This window comes from Sphingomonas sp. ASY06-1R, from assembly GCF_052180265.1.
Lineage (GTDB): Bacteria > Pseudomonadota > Alphaproteobacteria > Sphingomonadales > Sphingomonadaceae > Sphingomonas_I.
Genome location: NZ_CP197464.1, coordinates 2,659,205 through 2,676,845, shown reverse-complemented (window position 1 = coordinate 2,676,845; position 17,641 = coordinate 2,659,205). Strand labels below are relative to the sequence as shown.

At 65.2% G+C, this 17,641-nt stretch carries 14 protein-coding genes; 8 read left to right on the top strand and 6 right to left on the bottom strand.

Annotated elements, in window-relative coordinates; translation table 11 throughout:
* Nucleotides 1-134: 134 nt before the first annotated feature.
* Nucleotides 135-371 (top strand): hypothetical protein, encoded by a 237-nt coding sequence (locus tag ACSBM8_RS12875; RefSeq protein WP_442678413.1) that lies wholly within the window; start codon nucleotides 135-137, stop codon nucleotides 369-371.
* Nucleotides 372-468: 97 nt separating this feature from the next.
* Here ACSBM8_RS12875 and coaA read toward each other — a convergent pair whose 3' ends face one another.
* Nucleotides 469-1,716 carry a type I pantothenate kinase gene (gene coaA / locus ACSBM8_RS12870; RefSeq protein ID WP_442678412.1) on the bottom strand — a complete coding sequence of 416 codons (1,248 nt, stop codon included), beginning with the start codon at nucleotides 1,714-1,716 and terminating at the stop codon, nucleotides 469-471.
* A 164-nt stretch (nucleotides 1,717-1,880) separates the two neighbouring features.
* On the opposite strand from coaA, the gene ACSBM8_RS12865 reads away from it, so the two are divergent.
* The 4 genes from ACSBM8_RS12865 (at nucleotide 1,881) to nikE (ending at nucleotide 8,986) form a co-directional block, all read left to right on the top strand.
* Nucleotides 1,881-4,049: a TonB-dependent receptor gene (locus ACSBM8_RS12865; protein ID WP_442678411.1), complete on the top strand. Its 2,169-nt coding sequence runs from the start codon at nucleotides 1,881-1,883 to the stop codon at nucleotides 4,047-4,049.
* A 106-nt stretch (nucleotides 4,050-4,155) separates the two neighbouring features.
* Nucleotides 4,156-6,693, top strand: a complete 2,538-nt coding sequence (locus tag ACSBM8_RS12860; protein WP_442678410.1) for an ABC transporter substrate-binding protein — start codon at nucleotides 4,156-4,158, stop codon at nucleotides 6,691-6,693.
* On the top strand, nucleotides 6,690-7,502 hold the full coding sequence (locus ACSBM8_RS12855) for an ABC transporter permease (RefSeq protein ID WP_442678409.1): 813 nt from the start codon (nucleotides 6,690-6,692) through the stop codon (nucleotides 7,500-7,502). Before ACSBM8_RS12860 ends, ACSBM8_RS12855 begins: the two co-directional genes overlap by 4 nt.
* The gene (nikE, locus tag ACSBM8_RS12850; protein WP_442678408.1) at nucleotides 7,499-8,986 is read left to right on the top strand and encodes a nickel ABC transporter ATP-binding protein NikE; all 1,488 of its coding nucleotides are present in this window, start codon (nucleotides 7,499-7,501) and stop codon (nucleotides 8,984-8,986) included. Before ACSBM8_RS12855 ends, nikE begins: the two co-directional genes overlap by 4 nt.
* A 58-nt stretch (nucleotides 8,987-9,044) precedes the next feature.
* On the opposite strand, the gene ACSBM8_RS12845 is transcribed toward nikE, so the two are convergent.
* On the bottom strand, nucleotides 9,045-9,845 hold the full coding sequence (locus tag ACSBM8_RS12845; RefSeq protein WP_442678407.1) for an inositol monophosphatase family protein: 801 nt from the start codon (nucleotides 9,843-9,845) through the stop codon (nucleotides 9,045-9,047).
* Nucleotides 9,845-11,029: a bifunctional glutamate N-acetyltransferase/amino-acid acetyltransferase ArgJ gene (gene argJ, locus ACSBM8_RS12840; protein ID WP_442681590.1), complete on the bottom strand. Its 1,185-nt coding sequence runs from the start codon at nucleotides 11,027-11,029 to the stop codon at nucleotides 9,845-9,847. Before argJ ends, ACSBM8_RS12845 begins: the two co-directional genes overlap by 1 nt.
* Before the next feature lie 70 nt (nucleotides 11,030-11,099).
* Between argJ and ACSBM8_RS12835 the strand changes: the two genes are divergently transcribed.
* From ACSBM8_RS12835 to secA, 3 genes are all read left to right on the top strand, one after another.
* Nucleotides 11,100-11,744 (top strand): energy transducer TonB, encoded by a 645-nt coding sequence (locus ACSBM8_RS12835; RefSeq protein WP_442678406.1) that lies wholly within the window; start codon nucleotides 11,100-11,102, stop codon nucleotides 11,742-11,744.
* 65 nt (nucleotides 11,745-11,809) lie between these two features.
* Nucleotides 11,810-12,064 carry a hypothetical protein gene (locus ACSBM8_RS12830; RefSeq protein ID WP_442678405.1) on the top strand — a complete coding sequence of 85 codons (255 nt, stop codon included), beginning with the start codon at nucleotides 11,810-11,812 and terminating at the stop codon, nucleotides 12,062-12,064.
* Nucleotides 12,065-12,168: 104 nt separating this feature from the next.
* Nucleotides 12,169-14,916: a preprotein translocase subunit SecA gene (secA, locus tag ACSBM8_RS12825; protein WP_442678404.1), complete on the top strand. Its 2,748-nt coding sequence runs from the start codon at nucleotides 12,169-12,171 to the stop codon at nucleotides 14,914-14,916.
* 123 nt (nucleotides 14,917-15,039) lie between these two features.
* Here the strand turns inward: secA and ACSBM8_RS12820 are convergent, their stop codons facing one another.
* The 3 genes from ACSBM8_RS12820 to ACSBM8_RS12810 are packed head-to-tail and all read right to left on the bottom strand — an operon-like array spanning nucleotide 15,040 to nucleotide 17,599.
* Nucleotides 15,040-15,681: a hypothetical protein gene (locus ACSBM8_RS12820; protein WP_442678403.1), complete on the bottom strand. Its 642-nt coding sequence runs from the start codon at nucleotides 15,679-15,681 to the stop codon at nucleotides 15,040-15,042.
* Between the two features lie 45 nt (nucleotides 15,682-15,726).
* Complete coding sequence (locus tag ACSBM8_RS12815; protein ID WP_442678402.1) at nucleotides 15,727-16,428, bottom strand: hypothetical protein; 702 nt, start codon at nucleotides 16,426-16,428, stop codon at nucleotides 15,727-15,729.
* Nucleotides 16,394-17,599, bottom strand: a complete 1,206-nt coding sequence (locus tag ACSBM8_RS12810; RefSeq protein ID WP_442678401.1) for a kynureninase — start codon at nucleotides 17,597-17,599, stop codon at nucleotides 16,394-16,396. The genes ACSBM8_RS12815 and ACSBM8_RS12810 overlap by 35 nt, the downstream gene beginning before the upstream one ends.
* Nucleotides 17,600-17,641: the final 42 nt, after the last annotated feature.

Genomic DNA, 17,641 nt, shown 5'->3' with positions numbered 1-17,641 from the left:
CGCAACGCACCCGAAGAACCAAGCCCGGCACGAACCGGTTAGTGGAAGTCCTCATCCGTCAGAGGCATCGACAATGAATCGCCTATGTCAGCGCGTAAGGCAGTGCCCGAACGCCACCTCAGGCGGACCTAGCCGTGAATGAAGCTGCATTCTCCAACTGGATCCGCGACAATCATATCCGCTCCGACGCATATGTGATCGGCGCGCCGTTGAGCGAGCGTTATGTTGCCGCGCGGGGCGTTCTCGGTTGGTCGGTATATTATTCCGAACGTGGCTTGCGTCGCAACGTGCAAAGATTTTGGACAAAATCGGCGGCACTCGAGGAACTTGTTCGTCGGATCAACGGGGATCCATTTACCCGATCTGATTGAACGCGCGATGTAGGCCTACGGGCAAAGTAGAATGCTTCCATTATATGAAGAATACCTTGCTTTGTGTTTGGCCGCATTCTTCTGATGCAGAGCGAGGTCAGAGCTTCCGCAGCCACAGATTGTCGATGCGGTGATCGGCGTCCTTGCGGACGATGACGTCGGCGCGCTGGCGGCTGGGTAGAATGTTCTCGACCAGGTTGAGTTCGTTGACGTCGCGCCAGATGCGGCGTGCAATGCCGCGCGCTTCCTCTTCAGGCAGGATCGCGAGCTTGTGGAAGAAAGCGGTCGGATCCTGGAAGGCGGTCGCGCGGAGCAGCATGAACCGCTCCTCGAACCAGCGCGAAATGTCGCCGGGCGCGGCATCGATGTAGAGCGACAGGTCGAAGAAATCGGACGCGGTGAAGGGCGCGCGCGTGCCGTCCGGGCCGATCCCGATCTGCAGGACGTTCAGCCCTTCGAAGATCAGGATGTCGGGATTCTCGACCACCTGCACTTCTGGCCGGACGTCGTAGACATGGTGCGAATAGAGGGGGGCGGTGCCGCGCCCGGTCAGGCGGATGTCGGCCAGGAACTGGATCATGCGGCGCACGTCATAGCTTTCGGGAAAGCCCTTGCGCTCCATCAGCCCGCGCGCGGCCAAGGTGCTGTTCGGATAGAGGAAGCCATCGGTCGTGACGAGATCGACACGGGGATGATCCGGCCAGCGCGACAGCAGCGCGCGTAACAGGCGTGCGCTCGTGCTTTTGCCGACCGCCACCGATCCCGCAATCGCCACGACATAGGGGCGCCGGGCCGCGGGCCGGCCGAGAAAGTCGTCGGTCACGCGCGACAGGCCGTGGGCCGCATTGACGTGCAGATTGATGAGCCGGGTCAGCGGCAGATAGACGTCCTGCACCTCGTCCAGCGAGATCGGATCGTTGGTGCCGCGCAGCCGCACCAGATCGGCTTCGTCCAGCGTCAGCGGCACGGCCGAGCGGAGGCGCGCCCAATCGGCGCGCGTGAAATGGGTGTGGCTCGCCTCGCTGGCCGGCAGCGTATCGATCACGCGCCGCGCATCGGTGGCCGCATCCGCCGCGAGCATGGCGCGATCATCGCGGATGCGCGTATCGACGAAGTCCAGCGGCACCAGTCGTGCACCATCGACCAAATTGCCCGGCACCTGCGCCGCCGTGATAATCTCCGGATGATAGGCACCATCGATGTGGCCGCGGACGAGCCAGCGGTGCACGGTCGACGGGGGCTTGCCGATGGCTGCAGAGAAGCGGGACAGCCCGCCGAATTTGGCCGCGACCACGGAAGCTGGGGCGCCGCGATCGATCGCCCGCTTGGGATTGTTCTTCGCCACCCAGTCCCTCTTCCATCGCATGCGCAAATACGCAACAGCAGGATCAACTAATTTGCAAATTGCGAAATATCTGCTTGCTACAACGCAATCCATGCTTCATTTTTCCGCAAATGCGAAATATCTCTGGCTTTGTCGCTCCCTCCGCCTGCCGCGTCCTCGGTGCTATGCTGGTGGCCACCCTGTCCGCTCCCGTCCTTGCGGATGTCGATAGCGATAGCCTGCCAGAGGTTGTCGTTACGGCACAAAGGCGGCCTGAGCAGGCGCAGCAAGTGGGGGTCGCGCTGTCGGTCCTGAACGGAGCCGATCTGGTCACCCGCGGGGTCACCAACGTCAATCAGCTGCAATATCAGACACCCGGTCTGGAGGCGGTCCCGGCCTTTGGCGGCGGCCAGCCGCAATTCCGGCTGCGCGGCGTCGGGTTTGACGATTACGCCTCCAACAATGCCTCGCCGGTCGGCATTTATGTTGACGAGGTCGCCAAGTCTTTCCCGATCCAGACGCAGGGCCTGCTGTTCGATCTCGACCGGGTCGAGGTGCTGCGCGGACCGCAGGGCACCCTATACGGCCGCAACAGCACCGGCGGCGCGATCAACTTTCTGACGGCGCGGCCGACCAGCACGCTCTCCGTCGGCCTGGATGCGGACTATGGCAGTTTCGATCTCTTCCGCGCCGAGGGCCATATTTCCGGCCCGATCGGCGAGGGGCTGAGCGTACGGATCTCCGGGGCGACCGAGCAGGGTGGGGGCTTCCAGCATGATCGGCTCACCGGTCGCAGCCTGGGTGATGCCGATCGCTGGGGTGCGCGTGGGCAGATCGCCTATACGGGCGGCGGGGTCGATCTACTGGTGGAGGGTCATTATGGCCGCGACACGTCGGAGGCGACCGGGCTGCGCCTGTTCGACCCGCTGGTCTTTCCGTATGGCAGCGCATCGCCAAGCCGCGTCATTCCCGCCGACAGCGGTCATCGCGCCACCGGTTGGGGTGCGTCGGATCAATTCGCCGCCCTCCATGGCTTCGCCGCCGACACCAAGCCGTTCCGCGACAATGAGACGATCGGCGGCCATGCCACGCTGGCGGTCGACCTCGGCGATGCGAAGCTCACCAGTGTCACCGCTTACGAACATTTCCGGCGGCGCGAATATAATGACTGGGACGCCTCGGATCTGGCCTATGCGGGCACCTACTTCGGCAGCCGCGCAAACGTCTTCTCGCAGGAAGTCCGCCTCGCATCGACCGGTTCCGGCCGCCTGCGCTGGATCGTCGGGGGCTATTATTCCAGCGAGCAGTTGCGCGACCAGTTCGACAGCGATTTCGTGCAGTCGCTCGGCTTCGTGGCGCGTACCTCCTATCGGCAACAGGCGCACACGATCGCCGGCTTCGGCCAGCTCGATTATGATCTGACGTCGAAGCTGACGCTGACGGGTGGGCTGCGGCTGGAGCGGGAGGTACGGCATCTGCGCGATTTCGATACCACCACGACGCCACTGGTCGGCATCGGCGTTCCGGCCGGCCAGTCGGACCAAAGCTATACCCAGCTGACCGGCAAGGTCGCCGCCAATTATCATCTCAGCCCGGCCAATCTCGTCTATGCGAGCGCCAGCCGCGGCGTGAAATCGGGCGGGTTCACGGCCTATAATACGCTGACGACGGACCAGTTGGCGCCGTTCAAGCCGGAAGTCCTGTACGCTTATGAGGTGGGCACGAAGAACGAACTGGCCGGGCGCACGCTGCGCCTGAACGGCGCGGCATTCTATTATGATTATCGTCGCCAGCAGGTGCAGTCCGCCATCTACAGCCCGATCTATGGCGCGGTCGGCAAGATCGTCAACGCGCCCAAATCGCACATTTATGGGGTCGAGGCGGAGCTGACCTGGGCGCCGATCGCAGGCCTAGAAATCACCCAGGGGCTGACGTGGCGGAAGGGCAAGTTCGATCGCTTCAACGATCTCGACATCGCCGCCAGCACGGCCGCGGGCCAGGCGGTGACGGTCAGCCGCCGCGGCCAGGATCAGGGCTTTCCGCACTGGAGCTATACCGGCTCGGCCAGCTATCGGCTGCCGCTCGGCGGCTATGCGCTGACGGCGCAGGCCGATTATGCCTATCGCGATACGCTGGCGCCGGTGCTGCTCGGCCCCAATTTCCGGGTGCATGATTATTGGCTAGTCAACGCGACGCTGACGCTGGCGTCAGGCCCCTGGAGCGTTGGGCTGTATGGGCGCAACCTGTTCAACCAACATTATGATCTGACCCGGAACTTCTTCCTGGGCGGCATCGATATCGCCTCGCCCGGGCGACCGCGCAGCTTCGGCGTTCGGGGGCGGTATAGTTTTTAGCTGAAGTCGGGAGCGTGCATCGAGGGATGGGATGTCTCGATATGGCTTCTCGGCTACGCTCGACGCCTACGCGACACGAACGGGCTCCAATGATCGCAGCGGTTGAATGACGGTCGCTAAGACACTGCTGCGTTTGCTTGTCTACAGCTTGGCGCTCGCGCTGGCGTTCGTGGCGCCCGCATCGGCGCGCGATCGGATCGTCGTCGCGCTGCAGCTGGAGCCGCCCACGCTCGACCCGACATCGGGCGCGGCCGCCGCGATCGACGAGGTCACCTACCGCACCATCTTCGAAGGCCTGACCACACTGGATGCGACGGGCGCCGCTGTGCCTTTGCTCGCGACCAGCTGGACGATGGCGCCCGATGCGCGCAGCTACATCTTCCACCTGCGACCCAATGTGCGCTTCTCCGATGGCACATCCTTCGATGCGCGGATCGTCCGGTTCAGCCTGCTGCGCGCCATCGCGCCCGGCTCCAGCAACGCGCAGGCGCAGGCCCTGGCGGAAATTGCGGGGATCGACATCCTCGATCCGTTGACCGTGCGCATCCGCCTGAACGCGCCGGATGCCGGCTTGCCGGTGTTGCTGGCGTGGGGCGATTGCGTGATGGTCGCCCCGGCATCGGCAGGCAGATTGGCGACCGATCCGATCGGGACGGGGCCATTTCGCTACGGCAGTTGGGCGCGGGGCGATCGCCTGACATTGCTTCGAAACGATGCCTATTGGGGGGCAAAACCCGCACTCCGCCGGATCGATTATCGCTTCATCAGCGATCCCGCCGCGGCCTATGCGGCGGTGAAGACGCATGCCGTCGACCTGTTTCCGGACTATCCGGCGCCTGAAAACCTGGCGCAATTGCGTGCCGATCCCAGCTTGCGCGTGACCACCGCGCCGAGCGAAGGGGAGGTTATTCTTGCGCTGAACAACGCCAAAGGCCCCCTGCGGGATTTGCGGGTGCGGCGCGCGATCGCCTTCGCCATCGATCGCAGGGCCGTCATCGACGGCGCCATGTACGGCTATGGACAGCCGATCGGCAGCCATTTCCCGCCGCAAAATCCCGATTATGTCGATCTGACCGGGCTGTATCCGCACGATCCGGCACGGGCGCGGGCGCTGCTGGCGCAGGCGGGATATCCCCATGGTCTCACCCTGACGCTCAAGCTGCCGCCGCCGGCTTATGCCCGCCGCAGCGGCGAAATCGTGGCGGCGGAACTGGCCGCGATCGGCATCAAGGCCGTGATCGTGCCGGTGGAATGGCCGCAATGGCTCGACGAGGTGTTCGGCCGGCACGATTACGACATGACCGTGATCAACCATGTCGAGCCGTCGGACTATGTGATTTACGGCCGGAAGGATTATTATTTCGGCTATCGGGGCGAAGCCGTGGCGGCTTTGCTGGCGCAGTTGAAGGCCACTGCCGACCCGGCCCGGCGGCATGTCCTGCTGGGCGCAATCCAGCGGCGCATCGCCGGTGACGCGGTAAACGGCTTTCTGTTCCAGTTTCCGCACCTGGCCGTCGCCGACGCGCGCCTGACGCAGCTCTGGTCCAACACGCCGCTACAGACGGTCGATTTCTCGGCCGCGCGCTTCGCCGGAGCGGATGGCACTCAAGAGGGGCAGAGCGGGGGGCGGGGCTGGCTGATGCCGATGCTGGGCGCGCTTGCGATCGGCGGGCTGATCGGGTTGGCGCGGATCGGCGGTATCGGCTGGACGGCGCGGCGGCTGAGCGTGCTGCTGCTCACCTTGGTCGGCGCCAGTCTGGTCATCTTCCTGCTGCTGCAGCGCATCACCGGCGATCCCGCCCAGTTCATGATGGGGATGGAGGCAAGCCCGCAATCGGTCGCGGCATTGCGGGAGGAATTGGGCCTGAACGGCCCCCCGATCGCCCGCTATGCAGCCTGGATCGGCGGGTTGTTGCATGGCGATTTCGGCATCTCCTACGCCTATCGCATCCCGGTTGCGGGGCTGCTGTCCGCACGTCTTGCGGTATCCCTGCCGCTCGCCTGCCTGGCGATGATCCTGTCGGTGGTGCTGGGTTTGTGCGCGGCCTTCGCCGCCGCGCTCCGGCCGGGCGGTCTGCTCGATCGCGCGATCGGGCTCACGACGCGGGTCGGCGTTGCCATTCCCAGTTTCTGGCTGGCGATGATCCTGCTGTTGATGTTCACCGTACGGCTGCGCTGGGTGGAGGCGAGCGGTTTTCCGGGCTGGCAGGCAGGAACGGGGCCTGCGCTGGCGGCGCTGATTCTGCCGAGCCTGGCGCTCGCGCTACCCCAGGCGGCGCTGATCGCGCGGGTCGCGCGGGCCGCGCTCGTCGCCGAGCTGGGACGCGATTATGTCCGCACGGCCCGCGCCAAGGGTCTCGGCCGCGGCCTGATCCTGTGGCGCCATGTCGCCCCCAATGCGGCGGGCCCGATCCTGGCCGTGATCGGGCTGCAATTCCCGTTCCTGCTTGGGGGCAGCGTGATCGTCGAGAATGTCTTTTATCTGCCCGGCCTCGGGCGGCTGATCGTTCAGGCGATCACCGCGCGCGACCTGATCGTTGTGCAGGCTGTGGCCATGTTGCTGGTCGTGGTGACCGTCAGTGCAAGCTTTCTGACCGATGCCGCACAGGCGTTGCTCGATCCGCGCTTGAGGGACAAAGCATGAGCGGCGGGCGGCTTGCGCGCCTGCTGGGGCCGATCCTGCTGGTGTTCATCATCGGCGCGGCGCTGCTGTCGTTGCTCTGGGTGCCGTGGGACATCACGGCGATCGACGTGCCGGGTCGACTCCAGCCGGGCTCGTTTCGTCATCCGCTGGGCACCGACCAGCTGGGTCGCGACCTGCTTTCGCTGCTGATGATCGGCGCGCGTCCGGCGCTGGGCGTGGCGGCGCTTGCGCTCGCGGTCGGGCTGGCGGCGGGCGTGCCGCTGGGCCTGTTGGCAGCGGCGAAGCCGGGGTGGATCGACGAACTGGTCGCCCGCATGTCCGATATAGTGTTCGCTTTTCCTGCGCTGGTGCTGGCGATGCTGGTCCTGGCGGTGTGGGGGCCGGGCGCCAGCCATGCCGCGTTGGCCATCGGGCTGTTCAACATTCCGGTGTTCGCCCGGGTCACGCGCGCGGCGGCGCGCGCGATCTGGACGCGTGACTTCATCCTCGCGGCCCGGCTGGCCGGCAAGGGCCAGACGCGGATCTCGATCGAGCATGTCCTGCCGAACATCGCCGGGCCGCTGATCGTCCAGGCGACGCTGCAGCTGTCGCTGGGCGTCCTGGCCGAGGCGGCGTTGTCCTTCCTTGGTCTGGGCGCCCAGCCGCCGGTCGCGAGTTGGGGGCGGATGGTGGCGGAGGCGCAGACGCTGATCGGGGTGGCGCCGCGATTGGCGCTGCTGCCCGGGCTCGCGATCGTCGTGACGATCTGCGCCATCAACCTGACCGGCGAGCCATTACGGGACCGACTGGCACCGGAGGCGGGGCTGTGAGCGCGCTCCAGATCGAGCATCTGTCGGTACGCTATGGCGAAACGGTCGCGCTCGACGCCGTCTCGCTGCAGGTTGCCGCCGGCGAGATCGTGGCGCTGGTTGGCCCGTCGGGCTCGGGCAAATCGACGCTCGCCGCCGCCGCGATGGACCTCCTCCCCAAAGACGCGATCGAGCATGGCGTGGTGCGGGTCGACGGCCACGATCTCCGCACACTGAATGAGGCGGCGTTACGGGCCTTGCGCGGCGGACGGATCGGCATCGTCTTTCAGGAACCCGCGACCGCGCTCAACCCCGCGCTGACGATCGGCCGCCAGATCGGCGAAGTGCTGGAACAGCATTCCGGCCTGTCGCGCGCGGAGATCGACGCCGAAGTGGAACGGCTGCTGGATCGGGTTGGGCTTCCGCTCCCGCCCTATCGCTATCCGCATACGCTGTCGGGGGGGCAGCGCCAGCGCGTGGCGATCGCGATGGCCATCGCCGCCAAGCCAGCGATCTTGCTGGCGGACGAGCCGACCGCGTCGCTCGATCCCGCAGCGCGGGCGGAAATCATCCTCCTGCTGTCCGGCCTGGCGCGCGATCGATCGATGGGGCTGCTGATCGTGACCCACGATATGGAGCTCGCCCGCACCGTTTCCGACCGCATCGTCACGCTGGATCGCGGGCGGGTGGTCGAAACCGGTTCGGCTCTCGCGACCAGCGTGCCGCCGCGGGTCCCGCGCATGGCGGGCGCGCCGATCCTGCGGTTCGATCGGGTGGCGCGCAGCTATGTTGGGCGCAAGGGTTCGGTCGCGGCGCTGCGCGACGTGTCCTTCACCCTCGGGCGCGGCGAGACGCTGGCGGTGGTGGGGCCTTCGGGCTCGGGCAAGTCGACGCTGGGGCGGTTGGCGCTTGGCCTCGATCGACCCGACGGCGGCGTCGTGACGCTCGACGGGCAGGATTGGCAGGCGATGCGGGGACGGGACGTGCGCGCCATGCGGCGGCGCGTGCAGGCCGTATTCCAGGATCCCGCCGCCAGTTTCGACCCACGCCAGACGGTGTCGCGGATCGTGGCCGAGCCGCTACATCTGCGCGACGGGCTGAGCGCTGCCGAACGCGACTTTCTGGTGGCCGAGGCGCTGGCGCATGTCGGCCTTCCGACGGACGCCATCGGCCGATTGGCCCAGGCATTTTCCGGCGGTCAGCGCCAGCGGATCGCGATTGCCCGTGCGCTGATCCTCAAACCCGATCTGATCGTGCTGGACGAAGCCTTGAGCGCGCTGGACCCTGCCACCCGCGCCGACATCGTGGCGCTGCTGCTGCGCCTGCAAACGGAACGCGACATCGCCTATCTGTTCATCGCGCACGACATGGAGCTGGTTCGCCAGATGGCCGACCGCGCGATCGTGCTGGAGGAAGGCCGGATCGTGGCCGCGGGACCGGTAGAGTTGGTGTTTGACCGTATCGCGCGCGGGGGAGATCCGCACGCGAACCACCCCCGGTCCTGAGCTTGCCCGCCACGCGGACTATCCCTGCCTTCGCCGCATGACGATGTGGCGCGGCGGTTCAGGCGAGCAGGATTGCGGCGGCCTCGTCCCACATTTGCGGCGTAGCGGCGGCGAGCATGCCTTTGCCGGTCTGCGTGGCGTTATACAGCGTGCCGTCGAAGCGTGCGACCTTGCCGCCGGCTTCTGTCAGGATCAGCGCGCCCGGTGCATGGTCCCAGACATGGGTGCGCCAGAATAAGGCGAGGTCGTTGGTCCCGAGCACGACGCGCGGATATTGTTCGGCGGCACAGCGCGGAATGCCGACGCAGCGCATCTTGCCCTCGGCGCGGCGCTCGATATCGTCGCGCAGTTCGGGCGGCAAATAGCGGGTCGAGAGGCCCGCGACGGGGATGGCTTCCCCACTCGTACGGGCGTTCACGCGTTTGCCGTCGATGAAGGCCCCCTGGCCACGGCCCGCGCTGCACAGGCGATTGAGAACCGGATCGAACAGCCATGCGGCTTCGCTGACGCCGTCGGCGATCAGCGCGACCATGATGCCGAACGGGGATTCGCCTGCGGCGAAATTGGCGGTGCCGTCGATCGGATCGACGATCCAGGCGACACCCTGGCCGATATTGTCGAGCAGGGACGGATCGACCGAGACGCCTTCCTCCCCAATCACCCGCGATTCCGGCAAGAGGCGGGTGAGCCCCTCGATGAGCGCCAGCTCGCTTTCCTTGTCGGCGATCGTGACGAGCTCGTCGGGCGCCTTTTCCTCAATGTCGCCCGCATCGAGCATGCGGAATCGCGGCATCACGATCCGCGTGGCGACATCGCGGATGAGCGCCTGCACCGGCGCGTCGAGGGGGTGCATAGCCATCAGCTCCGGTAATCCGCGTTGATCGAGATGTAGCCGTGGGTGAGATCGCAGGTCCACACGGTGGCGCGGCCTTCGCCGAGGCCGAGATCGACCCCGATCTCGATCTCCTGTCCCTGGAGATGGGCGGAAACGGGCGCCTCGTCATAGCCTTCGACCGCCAACCCGTTGCGGGCGACCTGCGTGTTGCCGAAGCGGATCGAGAGCTTGTCGCGCTCGGCCGCCTCGCCCGCCTTGCCGACGGCCATGACCACCCGGCCCCAGTTCGCGTCCTCGCCCGCGATCGCCGTCTTCACGAGCGGGGAATTGGCGATGGAGAGCGCTACGCGGTGGGCGGAGGCATCGCTTTCCGCACCCTCGACCATGACCTGGATGAACTTAGATGCGCCCTCGCCGTCGCGCACGACCAGATGGGCAAGCTGCCGGCAAAGATCGGTGAGCGCTGCCTGGAACGCCTCGGCTCCGGCATCGTCGGCGCTGGTCAGCGGCGCATTGCCCGCCTTGCCGGTGGCGAAGGCGAGGACGGTATCCGATGTCGATGTGTCGCTATCGACCGTGATGCAGGAGAATGTCGGGATATTGGCGGCAGACAGCATAGTCTGCAGGAAGGGCGCTTCTACCGCCGCATCGGTGAAGATGAAGCCAAGCATTGTTGCCATGTCCGGCGCGATCATGCCCGACCCCTTGATGATGCCGACCAGGGTCACCGTGCGCCCGTCGACGATCGCGGTCGTGCTGGCGCCCTTGGCGAAGGTGTCGGTGGTGCCGATCGTGTCCGCAGCCGCCCGCCAGTCGGCGTCCGGCGCCTCCATCACGGCATCGATGCCAGCCTCGGCCTTGTCGATCGGCAGGGGCACGCCGATGACTCCGGTGGAGGCGACAAACACGTCCGATGGCTGGCAGCCGACATGGCCCGCCACCCGCGCGGCGATCGCTTCCACCGCGGCGCGTCCGCGACTGCCTGTAAAGGCGTTGCTGTTGCCCGCATTGACGACCAGCGCCCGGGCGCGGCCGAGCGTCAGCGCGGCGCGGCACCATTCCACCTCGGGCGAGGGGCATTTGCTGCGCGTGGTGACCCCGGCCACCGTCGTGCCAACGTCGAGCGCGGCATAGGTCAGGTCGGTCCGCTCCCAATTCTTGTAGCCTGCGCGCGTGACGGCGAGGCGGACGCCGGCGATCGGCGGCATTGCGGGGAAGGGACGGGCGAGGGGGGAGATAATCGATGACACGTGCCGCTCACCTTATTAGCATTACTTTATGGCGCGGGGGGATAACGTGCAAACAGGCATCTGCAAGGCCGCTCTGGCCGGCTGTCTCATATTGTCGAGCGCCGTTGCGATGGCACAGAAGCCATCTCGCCCTGCGCCTGCGAATGATCCTGGCACCTGGATCGGACCGGATGACTATCCGGAAGACGCCAAGCAGGCCCGATCACAGGGTGCCGTCGGCTTCGTGCTGAACGTTAACGCCGAGGGGCTGGTTACGGGCTGTGCCGTCGTCTCCACCAGCGGCTCCCCCTCGCTTGATGAGCAGACGTGCAAGCTGCTCCGCGAGCGGGCCCATTTTGCTGCGGCGCCCGGAACCGGAGTCCGTGCATTCGCATCCCGTATTCGCTGGACGCTGCCGGTCGAGGCTCCGGTCGTGATGAAGCCGGTCGAAATCTCTTCCAACAGCTCGGGTGCCAATGGCGGTGCAGATCTCATCGTGGGCACTGACGGCATCGTTACCAAATGCCAGCCACTTGGTCGAACCTACTGGAATGTGCCCGGGCCACCGGACCTATGCGGGTCTTTTCCGGCTGGATCGCGCTATGGCGCGCCGACGCTACACAATGGAAAACCTGTCAAGACGAGGGTGCGTATACAGGTAAACGTCGCAACAGCGGTCCTCCCGGGCAGTTGAGCGGCTGCAATTCCCAGCCTTCACTGCTGGACGTCAGTGTGCGCCTAACCTACATGGCATCCGCAATGCGTTTGCTGCTCCTCCTGTCCGCCTTTCTGACCGCCCTGACGGGCGCGATGACGGGCACGGCCGCCTCGGCGCAGCCGGTCGTGGCGAGCGCAAGCGCGACCCAGGCGCAGCCGGGGGTCGCGACCCGTGCGCAGCATCCGCTGCCACAGCCGGTGCCGGCGGCGGTGCTTACGCCGCAGACGTGGCGCGCGCCCGCGCCGCTAACGGCGCGCTCCGCGCCGGATTCGTTCGGCGAGCGTCGCCGCGAATAAGCATTCGCGCTTTTGATCCAGTGCATCTGGATTTCCGTTTCATTGTTTAGACTATCGCGCCCGGCCCTGAGTGGCGGCAGCGTTCCACGATAAGGAAAATCAGCATGTTAGCCGGCATCGCCAAGGCCATCTTCGGCTCGTCCAACGACCGCTACGTCAAGTCGATGCAGCCGACCATCAATAAGATCGCGGCCTTCGAGCCCGAGCTGCAGGCCATGACGGACGAGGAACTGGCAGGGCAGACCGCCAAGTTCCGCGCCATGCTGGCCGAGGGCGAAAAGCTCGACAAATTGCTGCCGGAAGCGTTCGCCACCGTGCGCGAGGCCGCGCGGCGGGTGCTGGGCCAACGTCACTATGACGTGCAGATGGTCGGCGGCATCGTGCTCCACCGCGGCGAGATCGCGGAAATGCGGACCGGCGAGGGCAAGACGCTGGTGGCGACGCTCGCCGTCTATCTGAACGCGCTGCCGGGCAAGGGTGTGCACGTCATCACCGTGAACGACTATCTCGCCCGGCGCGACTCCGAATGGATGGGCCAGGTCTATCGCTTCCTGGGCCTTACCGTCGGCGTGATCGTGCCGAACATCGGCGATGAAGAGCGGCGCGACGCCTATGCGGCCGACATCACCTATGGCACGAACAACGAGTTCGGCTTCGATTACCTGCGCGACAATATGAAATATGAGCGCAGCCAGATGGTGCAGCGGCCGTTCGCGCATGCGGTGGTCGACGAGGTCGATTCCGTGCTGATCGACGAAGCGCGGACGCCGTTGATCATTTCGGGCCCGACCGAAGACAAGTCGGAACTCTACAAGTCGGTCGATGCTATCGTGAAGCAGATCGACCCGTCGCACTACGAATATGACGAGAAAGCCCGCTCGGTGATCCTGACCGAGGACGGCACCGAGGCGGTCGAGCGATCGCTGGAGACGGCCGGGCTGCTCCAGGGCGACAATCTCTACGATTTCGAGAATACGCAGGTGGTCCACCACCTTAACCAGGCGCTCAAGGCGAATGTCGCGTTCAAGCGGGACATCGATTACATCGTCAAAGAAGGCAAGGTCATCATCATCGATGAGTTTACCGGCCGCATGATGGACGGGCGACGCTGGTCCGACGGCCTGCACCAGGCGGTCGAGGCCAAGGAGGGCGTCAATATCGAGCCGGAAAACCAGACGCTCGCATCGATCACCTTCCAGAATTATTTCCGTATGTATCCCAAGCTTTCGGGAATGACCGGCACGGCCGCGACCGAGGCGCAAGAATTCTTCCAGATCTACAAGATGAACGTCGTGTCGATCCCGACCAATGTGCCGGTGCGACGCAAGGACGATGAAGACGAATTCTACAAGAATATCGGTGATAAATTCTCCGCGATCACCCAGGCGATCCGCGACAAGCAGCAGACCGGGCAGCCGGTGCTGGTGGGCACGGTATCGATCGAGAAGTCGGAGATGCTGTCCGAATTCCTGCAGAAGGAAGGCGTGCAGCATAATGTGCTGAATGCGCGCTATCACGAGCAGGAAGCCTTCATCGTCGCCCAGGCCGGGCGGATGGGGGCGGTCACGATCGCGACCAACATGGCCGGTCGCGGCACCGACATTCAGCTGGGCGGCAATCTGGAAATGCGGATGCTGGCCGAGCATCCCGATCTGGAAGCGGGCACGCCCGAATATGAACGCGTGGCCTCCGGCATCGGTGCGGAAATCGAGCGCGAGAAGGAAGCGGTGCTGTCGGCGGGCGGCCTGTTCGTGCTCGGCACGGAACGGCATGAAAGCCGCCGCATCGACAACCAGCTGCGCGGCCGCGCGGGCCGCCAGGGCGATCCGGGTCTGTCGCGCTTCTACCTCAGCCTGGACGACGATCTGCTGCGCATCTTTGGCCCGCAGACGATGTTCGCCAAGATGATGAACAAGAATCTGGAGGATGGCGAAGCGATCGTCAGCCCCTGGATCAGCAAGGCGATCGAGACCGCGCAGCGGAAGGTCGAAGCGCGCAATTACGACATCCGCAAGCAGGTCGTCGAATATGACGACGTCATGAACGACCAGCGCAAGGTGGTGTACGAGCAGCGCGCGGACATCATGGATGCAGACGCGGTCGATGACGTCGTCAGCGACATGCGGGCCGAAACGGTCAATGCGATCGTCGCCGATGCGTGCCCGCCCGGCTCTTATCCGGAGCAGTGGAATATCGCGGGCCTGAAGGAAGCGGCCGCCGACATCTTCGGGATCACGCCGCCGATCGAGGATTGGCTGAAGGAAGAGATGGTCGAGCCGGAGATGCTGGCGGAGCGCATCAGCGAGGCCTCTGCACAGCAGCTGGCCGAGCGGGTCGAGGAGGTCGGGCAGGAGAGCTGGGCCAATATCGAAAAGAGTGTTCTTCTCCAGCAGCTGGACCATCACTGGAAGGAACATCTGTCCACGCTCGACGCGTTGCGCCAGGTCATCCATCTGCGCGCCTATGCGCAGAAGACGCCGATCAACGAATATAAGACCGAGGCATTTGCCTTGTTCGAACGCATGCTCGCCGCGATCCGCGAGGATGTGACGCGCACGCTTTCCAACATCCGCTTCAATTTCGCACCGCCGGAATTGCCGCCGATGCCGGATTTCGCGATGCCGAATTTCGTCACGACGCATATCGACCCGTTGACCGGCAATGACGACACGTTCGATCGCGATGCGGCGTCGATGGGCCTCGTCACCACCCGCCTGCCGCCGATGCAAATGACGCAACCCGACATGCCGATCGACGGCAATCCCGAAGAATGGGAAAACCGTGTCAGCCGCAACGCGCCATGCCCCTGCGGATCGGGCCGCAAATATAAGCATTGCCACGGCCAGCTGTAGGCGGCGGCGATAGGCTGAGGAAGGACAGTCGACGGCGCCCGCCTGCCAGCGGAAGCGGGCATCTCAGGACGTCGTGTCCCTCCGGCTGAGATCCCGGCGTTCGCCGGGATGACGGGGGTGATGTCAGCGCCGGCCAAACAGGCGTGAAAGCCAGCCGCGTGGCGCTGGTGCGGGCTTCGGCATGCCGCCGACCGGCTGGAGCATCGACCAGCGAAACCCTTCGGGTGGATCCTCGTGGGGGGAGAAGCCGCATATTGCTTTTGACAATCTGCCGGGCACTTCAAACAATATATCGACCTTGTTGTCGCGCCCGATACCCTGGGCAACAGCGGCATACGCTTCGCCGATGATCGCGGCGAGGTTGGTCGGGAGCTCGCCCTCCAGCTCCAGCCGATCGTCGCGGCCCCACCGTTCGAAATCGTAATCGACGCTCCACACTTCCTGCCCATCGGCAAAATAACGCCCCTCGGCAAAAGAGCCGATCCTCGACAGCTCGCCGGCGACGGCTGGTCCGAATTGGGTAAGTCGCGCCAGTCGCGCTTTGTCCTTCTCGTCGATATTGCCGAATAGCAGGAGCCATTCGCCCGGCAGCTGGCCGATGAAGATCCGGTCCTCATATTCCGGGTGCTTTACAAAGTCGGGCCAACCGGGGGCATTGCGCGTTTCGGCCCCGTCGGACCATTCCAGCTTGAGCGTCGCGAGTGCCTGCTCCGGCGCGAGGCTCTGCACCGCGATCCAAACGAGCATGAAATTCGCTTCGTTCATATCCATCGCCGTCCCTCCGTCAAAACCGTGCAGCCCGCGTAACCGCTAGCCCCGCCCAAACAGGCGCGAGAAGAAGCCCGGGCGGCCGCCGCCGGACCGCGCGGGCGCTGGTTTGGCTATTCCGGTCGATTTCAGGCTGACATGCCGGAACGTTTCCGGGTCGCCCTTTCCCATTCTGAAGCCGCAGATCGACTCCGCCAGTTCTGCAGGAATTTCGAACTGAAGATCTATTTCGGTGTCCGCCTGTCCGGCCCGGGCCGCGGCGATGATCGAATCGAGTTGCGCGGGCGGCTGTCCGACGACGCTGATCCTGCCCCGGTCTGGCCTGACCGTGACGATCCAGTCATCCTCTCCTTCCAGTCCACATGCGGTGGCATAGGGGGCATCCATGTCCACGCCATAGGCGACATAGGCCCGGCCGAGCGGACCTAGTTCCGCCAGGTCGCCGTTCATCGCATCCTGGTCATCCTCGCTGAGCAGCACCAGCCAATCGTCCGACCATTCCAGCAGGGCGATCCCTTCCAGAATGTCCGCCTGGACATCCGAAACCTCCATCGCAAGCGCGTCCAGCGCCTGTTCTCGCGTCAGACCCTGAACCGCGATCCATGAATGTGAAAAGCCCATCCTGTTCTCCGTCGCTCCCCTGTTTTTGCGGCAGCGATAGTCTTTCAGTCGAACGGAAATTGCAAGAACAAAAAAGGAACGTTCAAGATCAGGTGACGATACCGCCCGAGTTGAAGCGGTCATCGCGCCAGGCGTTGCTGGCCATGACTTCGGCGATGGTCTCCGTTGCGGTCCACACATCTTCGTAGCTGAGCGTAAGCGGCGTCAGCCCGAAGCGGGCGATGTTTGGCGTGCGGAAGTCGCCGATCACGCCGCGTTCGATCAGGGCGCGGACGATGGCGAGCGCATGCGGGTGGGCGAAGGAGATATGGCTGCCGCGCGCGTCGGCTTGCGCAGGCGTGATATTGAGTAGCTCAGGGCAAACGGCCACCATGCGTGCGGCAAAGAGATCGTAGAGGCGCGCGGACTTGGCCCATAAGGCCGCCTGCTCGACCTCCAGCATCAGATCGACGCCGCTCTCCAGCGCCAGCAATCCCAGCATGGCGGGCGTACCGCTCAGGAAGCGGCCGATGCCCGCCGCCGGTTCGAACGTCGTGGAAAAGTCGAACGGTGCGGCATGGCCGAACCATCCCGCGATCGGCGATTGGAGCTCCGTCTGAAGCTTGCTGGCGACGTAAAGAAAAGCCGGCGCGCCCGGTCCGCCGTTGAGATATTTGTAGCCGCAGCCGACCGCCAGCTCGACGCCATCGCGCTGCAGATCGAGCGGCACCGCACCGATGCTATGGCTCAAATCCCAGACGATGCGCGGGCCGCGCGCGGTGAGCGCCGGCATATCGTGGCGCGATCCGCTGCGGTAATCGACGTGCGCGATCACGGCGGCGGCGACATCGGACGTCAAAGCGTCGGCGATCTCCGCACGCGGGACGCTGCGATAGTCGCGGCCGAGCAATTGCGCGACGCGGCCGGCAACATGCGCGTCGGTCGGGAAATTGTCGCTTTCCGCGAGGATCGCGCCGTCGCGCGTTTCGCCCGCCGCCATCAGCAATTTGAACAAGCAGACGGAGGTCGAATCGGCGACGATCACCTCGCCGGGCGCGGCGCCGAGCAGGCGCGCGATCTTGTCGCCGACCCGCTGTGGCGCGCTGACCCAATCCTGCTCGTTCCAGCTGCGGATCAGGCCTTCGCCCCATTCGCGCTCGATCACGTCGCGCATCCGCGCCGCGGTGGCGCGGGGGAGGGCGCCGAGCGAATTGCCGTCGAGGTAGATCACCCCCTCCGGCAAAGCGAAACGATTGCGAAAATCCGCGAGCGGATCGGCCGCGTCCCAGGCCCGAACTTCTTGAAGCGTCGTCATAAAGGCTTGTTGCGGCTTCCTTATCTGTCGGGCAAGCTTTGC

Bases quoted from the DNA above. Each gene is read 5' to 3' on its own strand.
- ACSBM8_RS12865 (WP_442678411.1), top strand. From the start codon at position 1,881: ATGCTGGTGGCCACCCTGTCCGCTCCCGTCCTTGCGGATGTCGATAGC.
- ACSBM8_RS12860 (WP_442678410.1), top strand. From the start codon at position 4,156: ATGACGGTCGCTAAGACACTGCTGCGTTTGCTTGTCTACAGCTTGGCG.
- ACSBM8_RS12855 (WP_442678409.1), top strand. From the start codon at position 6,690: ATGAGCGGCGGGCGGCTTGCGCGCCTGCTGGGGCCGATCCTGCTGGTG.
- ACSBM8_RS12845 (WP_442678407.1), bottom strand. From the start codon at position 9,845: ATGGCTATGCACCCCCTCGACGCGCCGGTGCAGGCGCTCATCCGCGAT.
- argJ (WP_442681590.1), bottom strand. From the start codon at position 11,029: ATGCCGCCGATCGCCGGCGTCCGCCTCGCCGTCACGCGCGCAGGCTAC.
- ACSBM8_RS12835 (WP_442678406.1), top strand. From the start codon at position 11,100: ATGGCGCGGGGGGATAACGTGCAAACAGGCATCTGCAAGGCCGCTCTG.
- ACSBM8_RS12830 (WP_442678405.1), top strand. From the start codon at position 11,810: ATGCGTTTGCTGCTCCTCCTGTCCGCCTTTCTGACCGCCCTGACGGGC.
- secA (WP_442678404.1), top strand. From the start codon at position 12,169: ATGTTAGCCGGCATCGCCAAGGCCATCTTCGGCTCGTCCAACGACCGC.
- ACSBM8_RS12820 (WP_442678403.1), bottom strand. From the start codon at position 15,681: ATGAACGAAGCGAATTTCATGCTCGTTTGGATCGCGGTGCAGAGCCTC.
- ACSBM8_RS12815 (WP_442678402.1), bottom strand. From the start codon at position 16,428: ATGACCGCTTCAACTCGGGCGGTATCGTCACCTGATCTTGAACGTTCC.
- ACSBM8_RS12810 (WP_442678401.1), bottom strand. From the start codon at position 17,599: ATGACGACGCTTCAAGAAGTTCGGGCCTGGGACGCGGCCGATCCGCTC.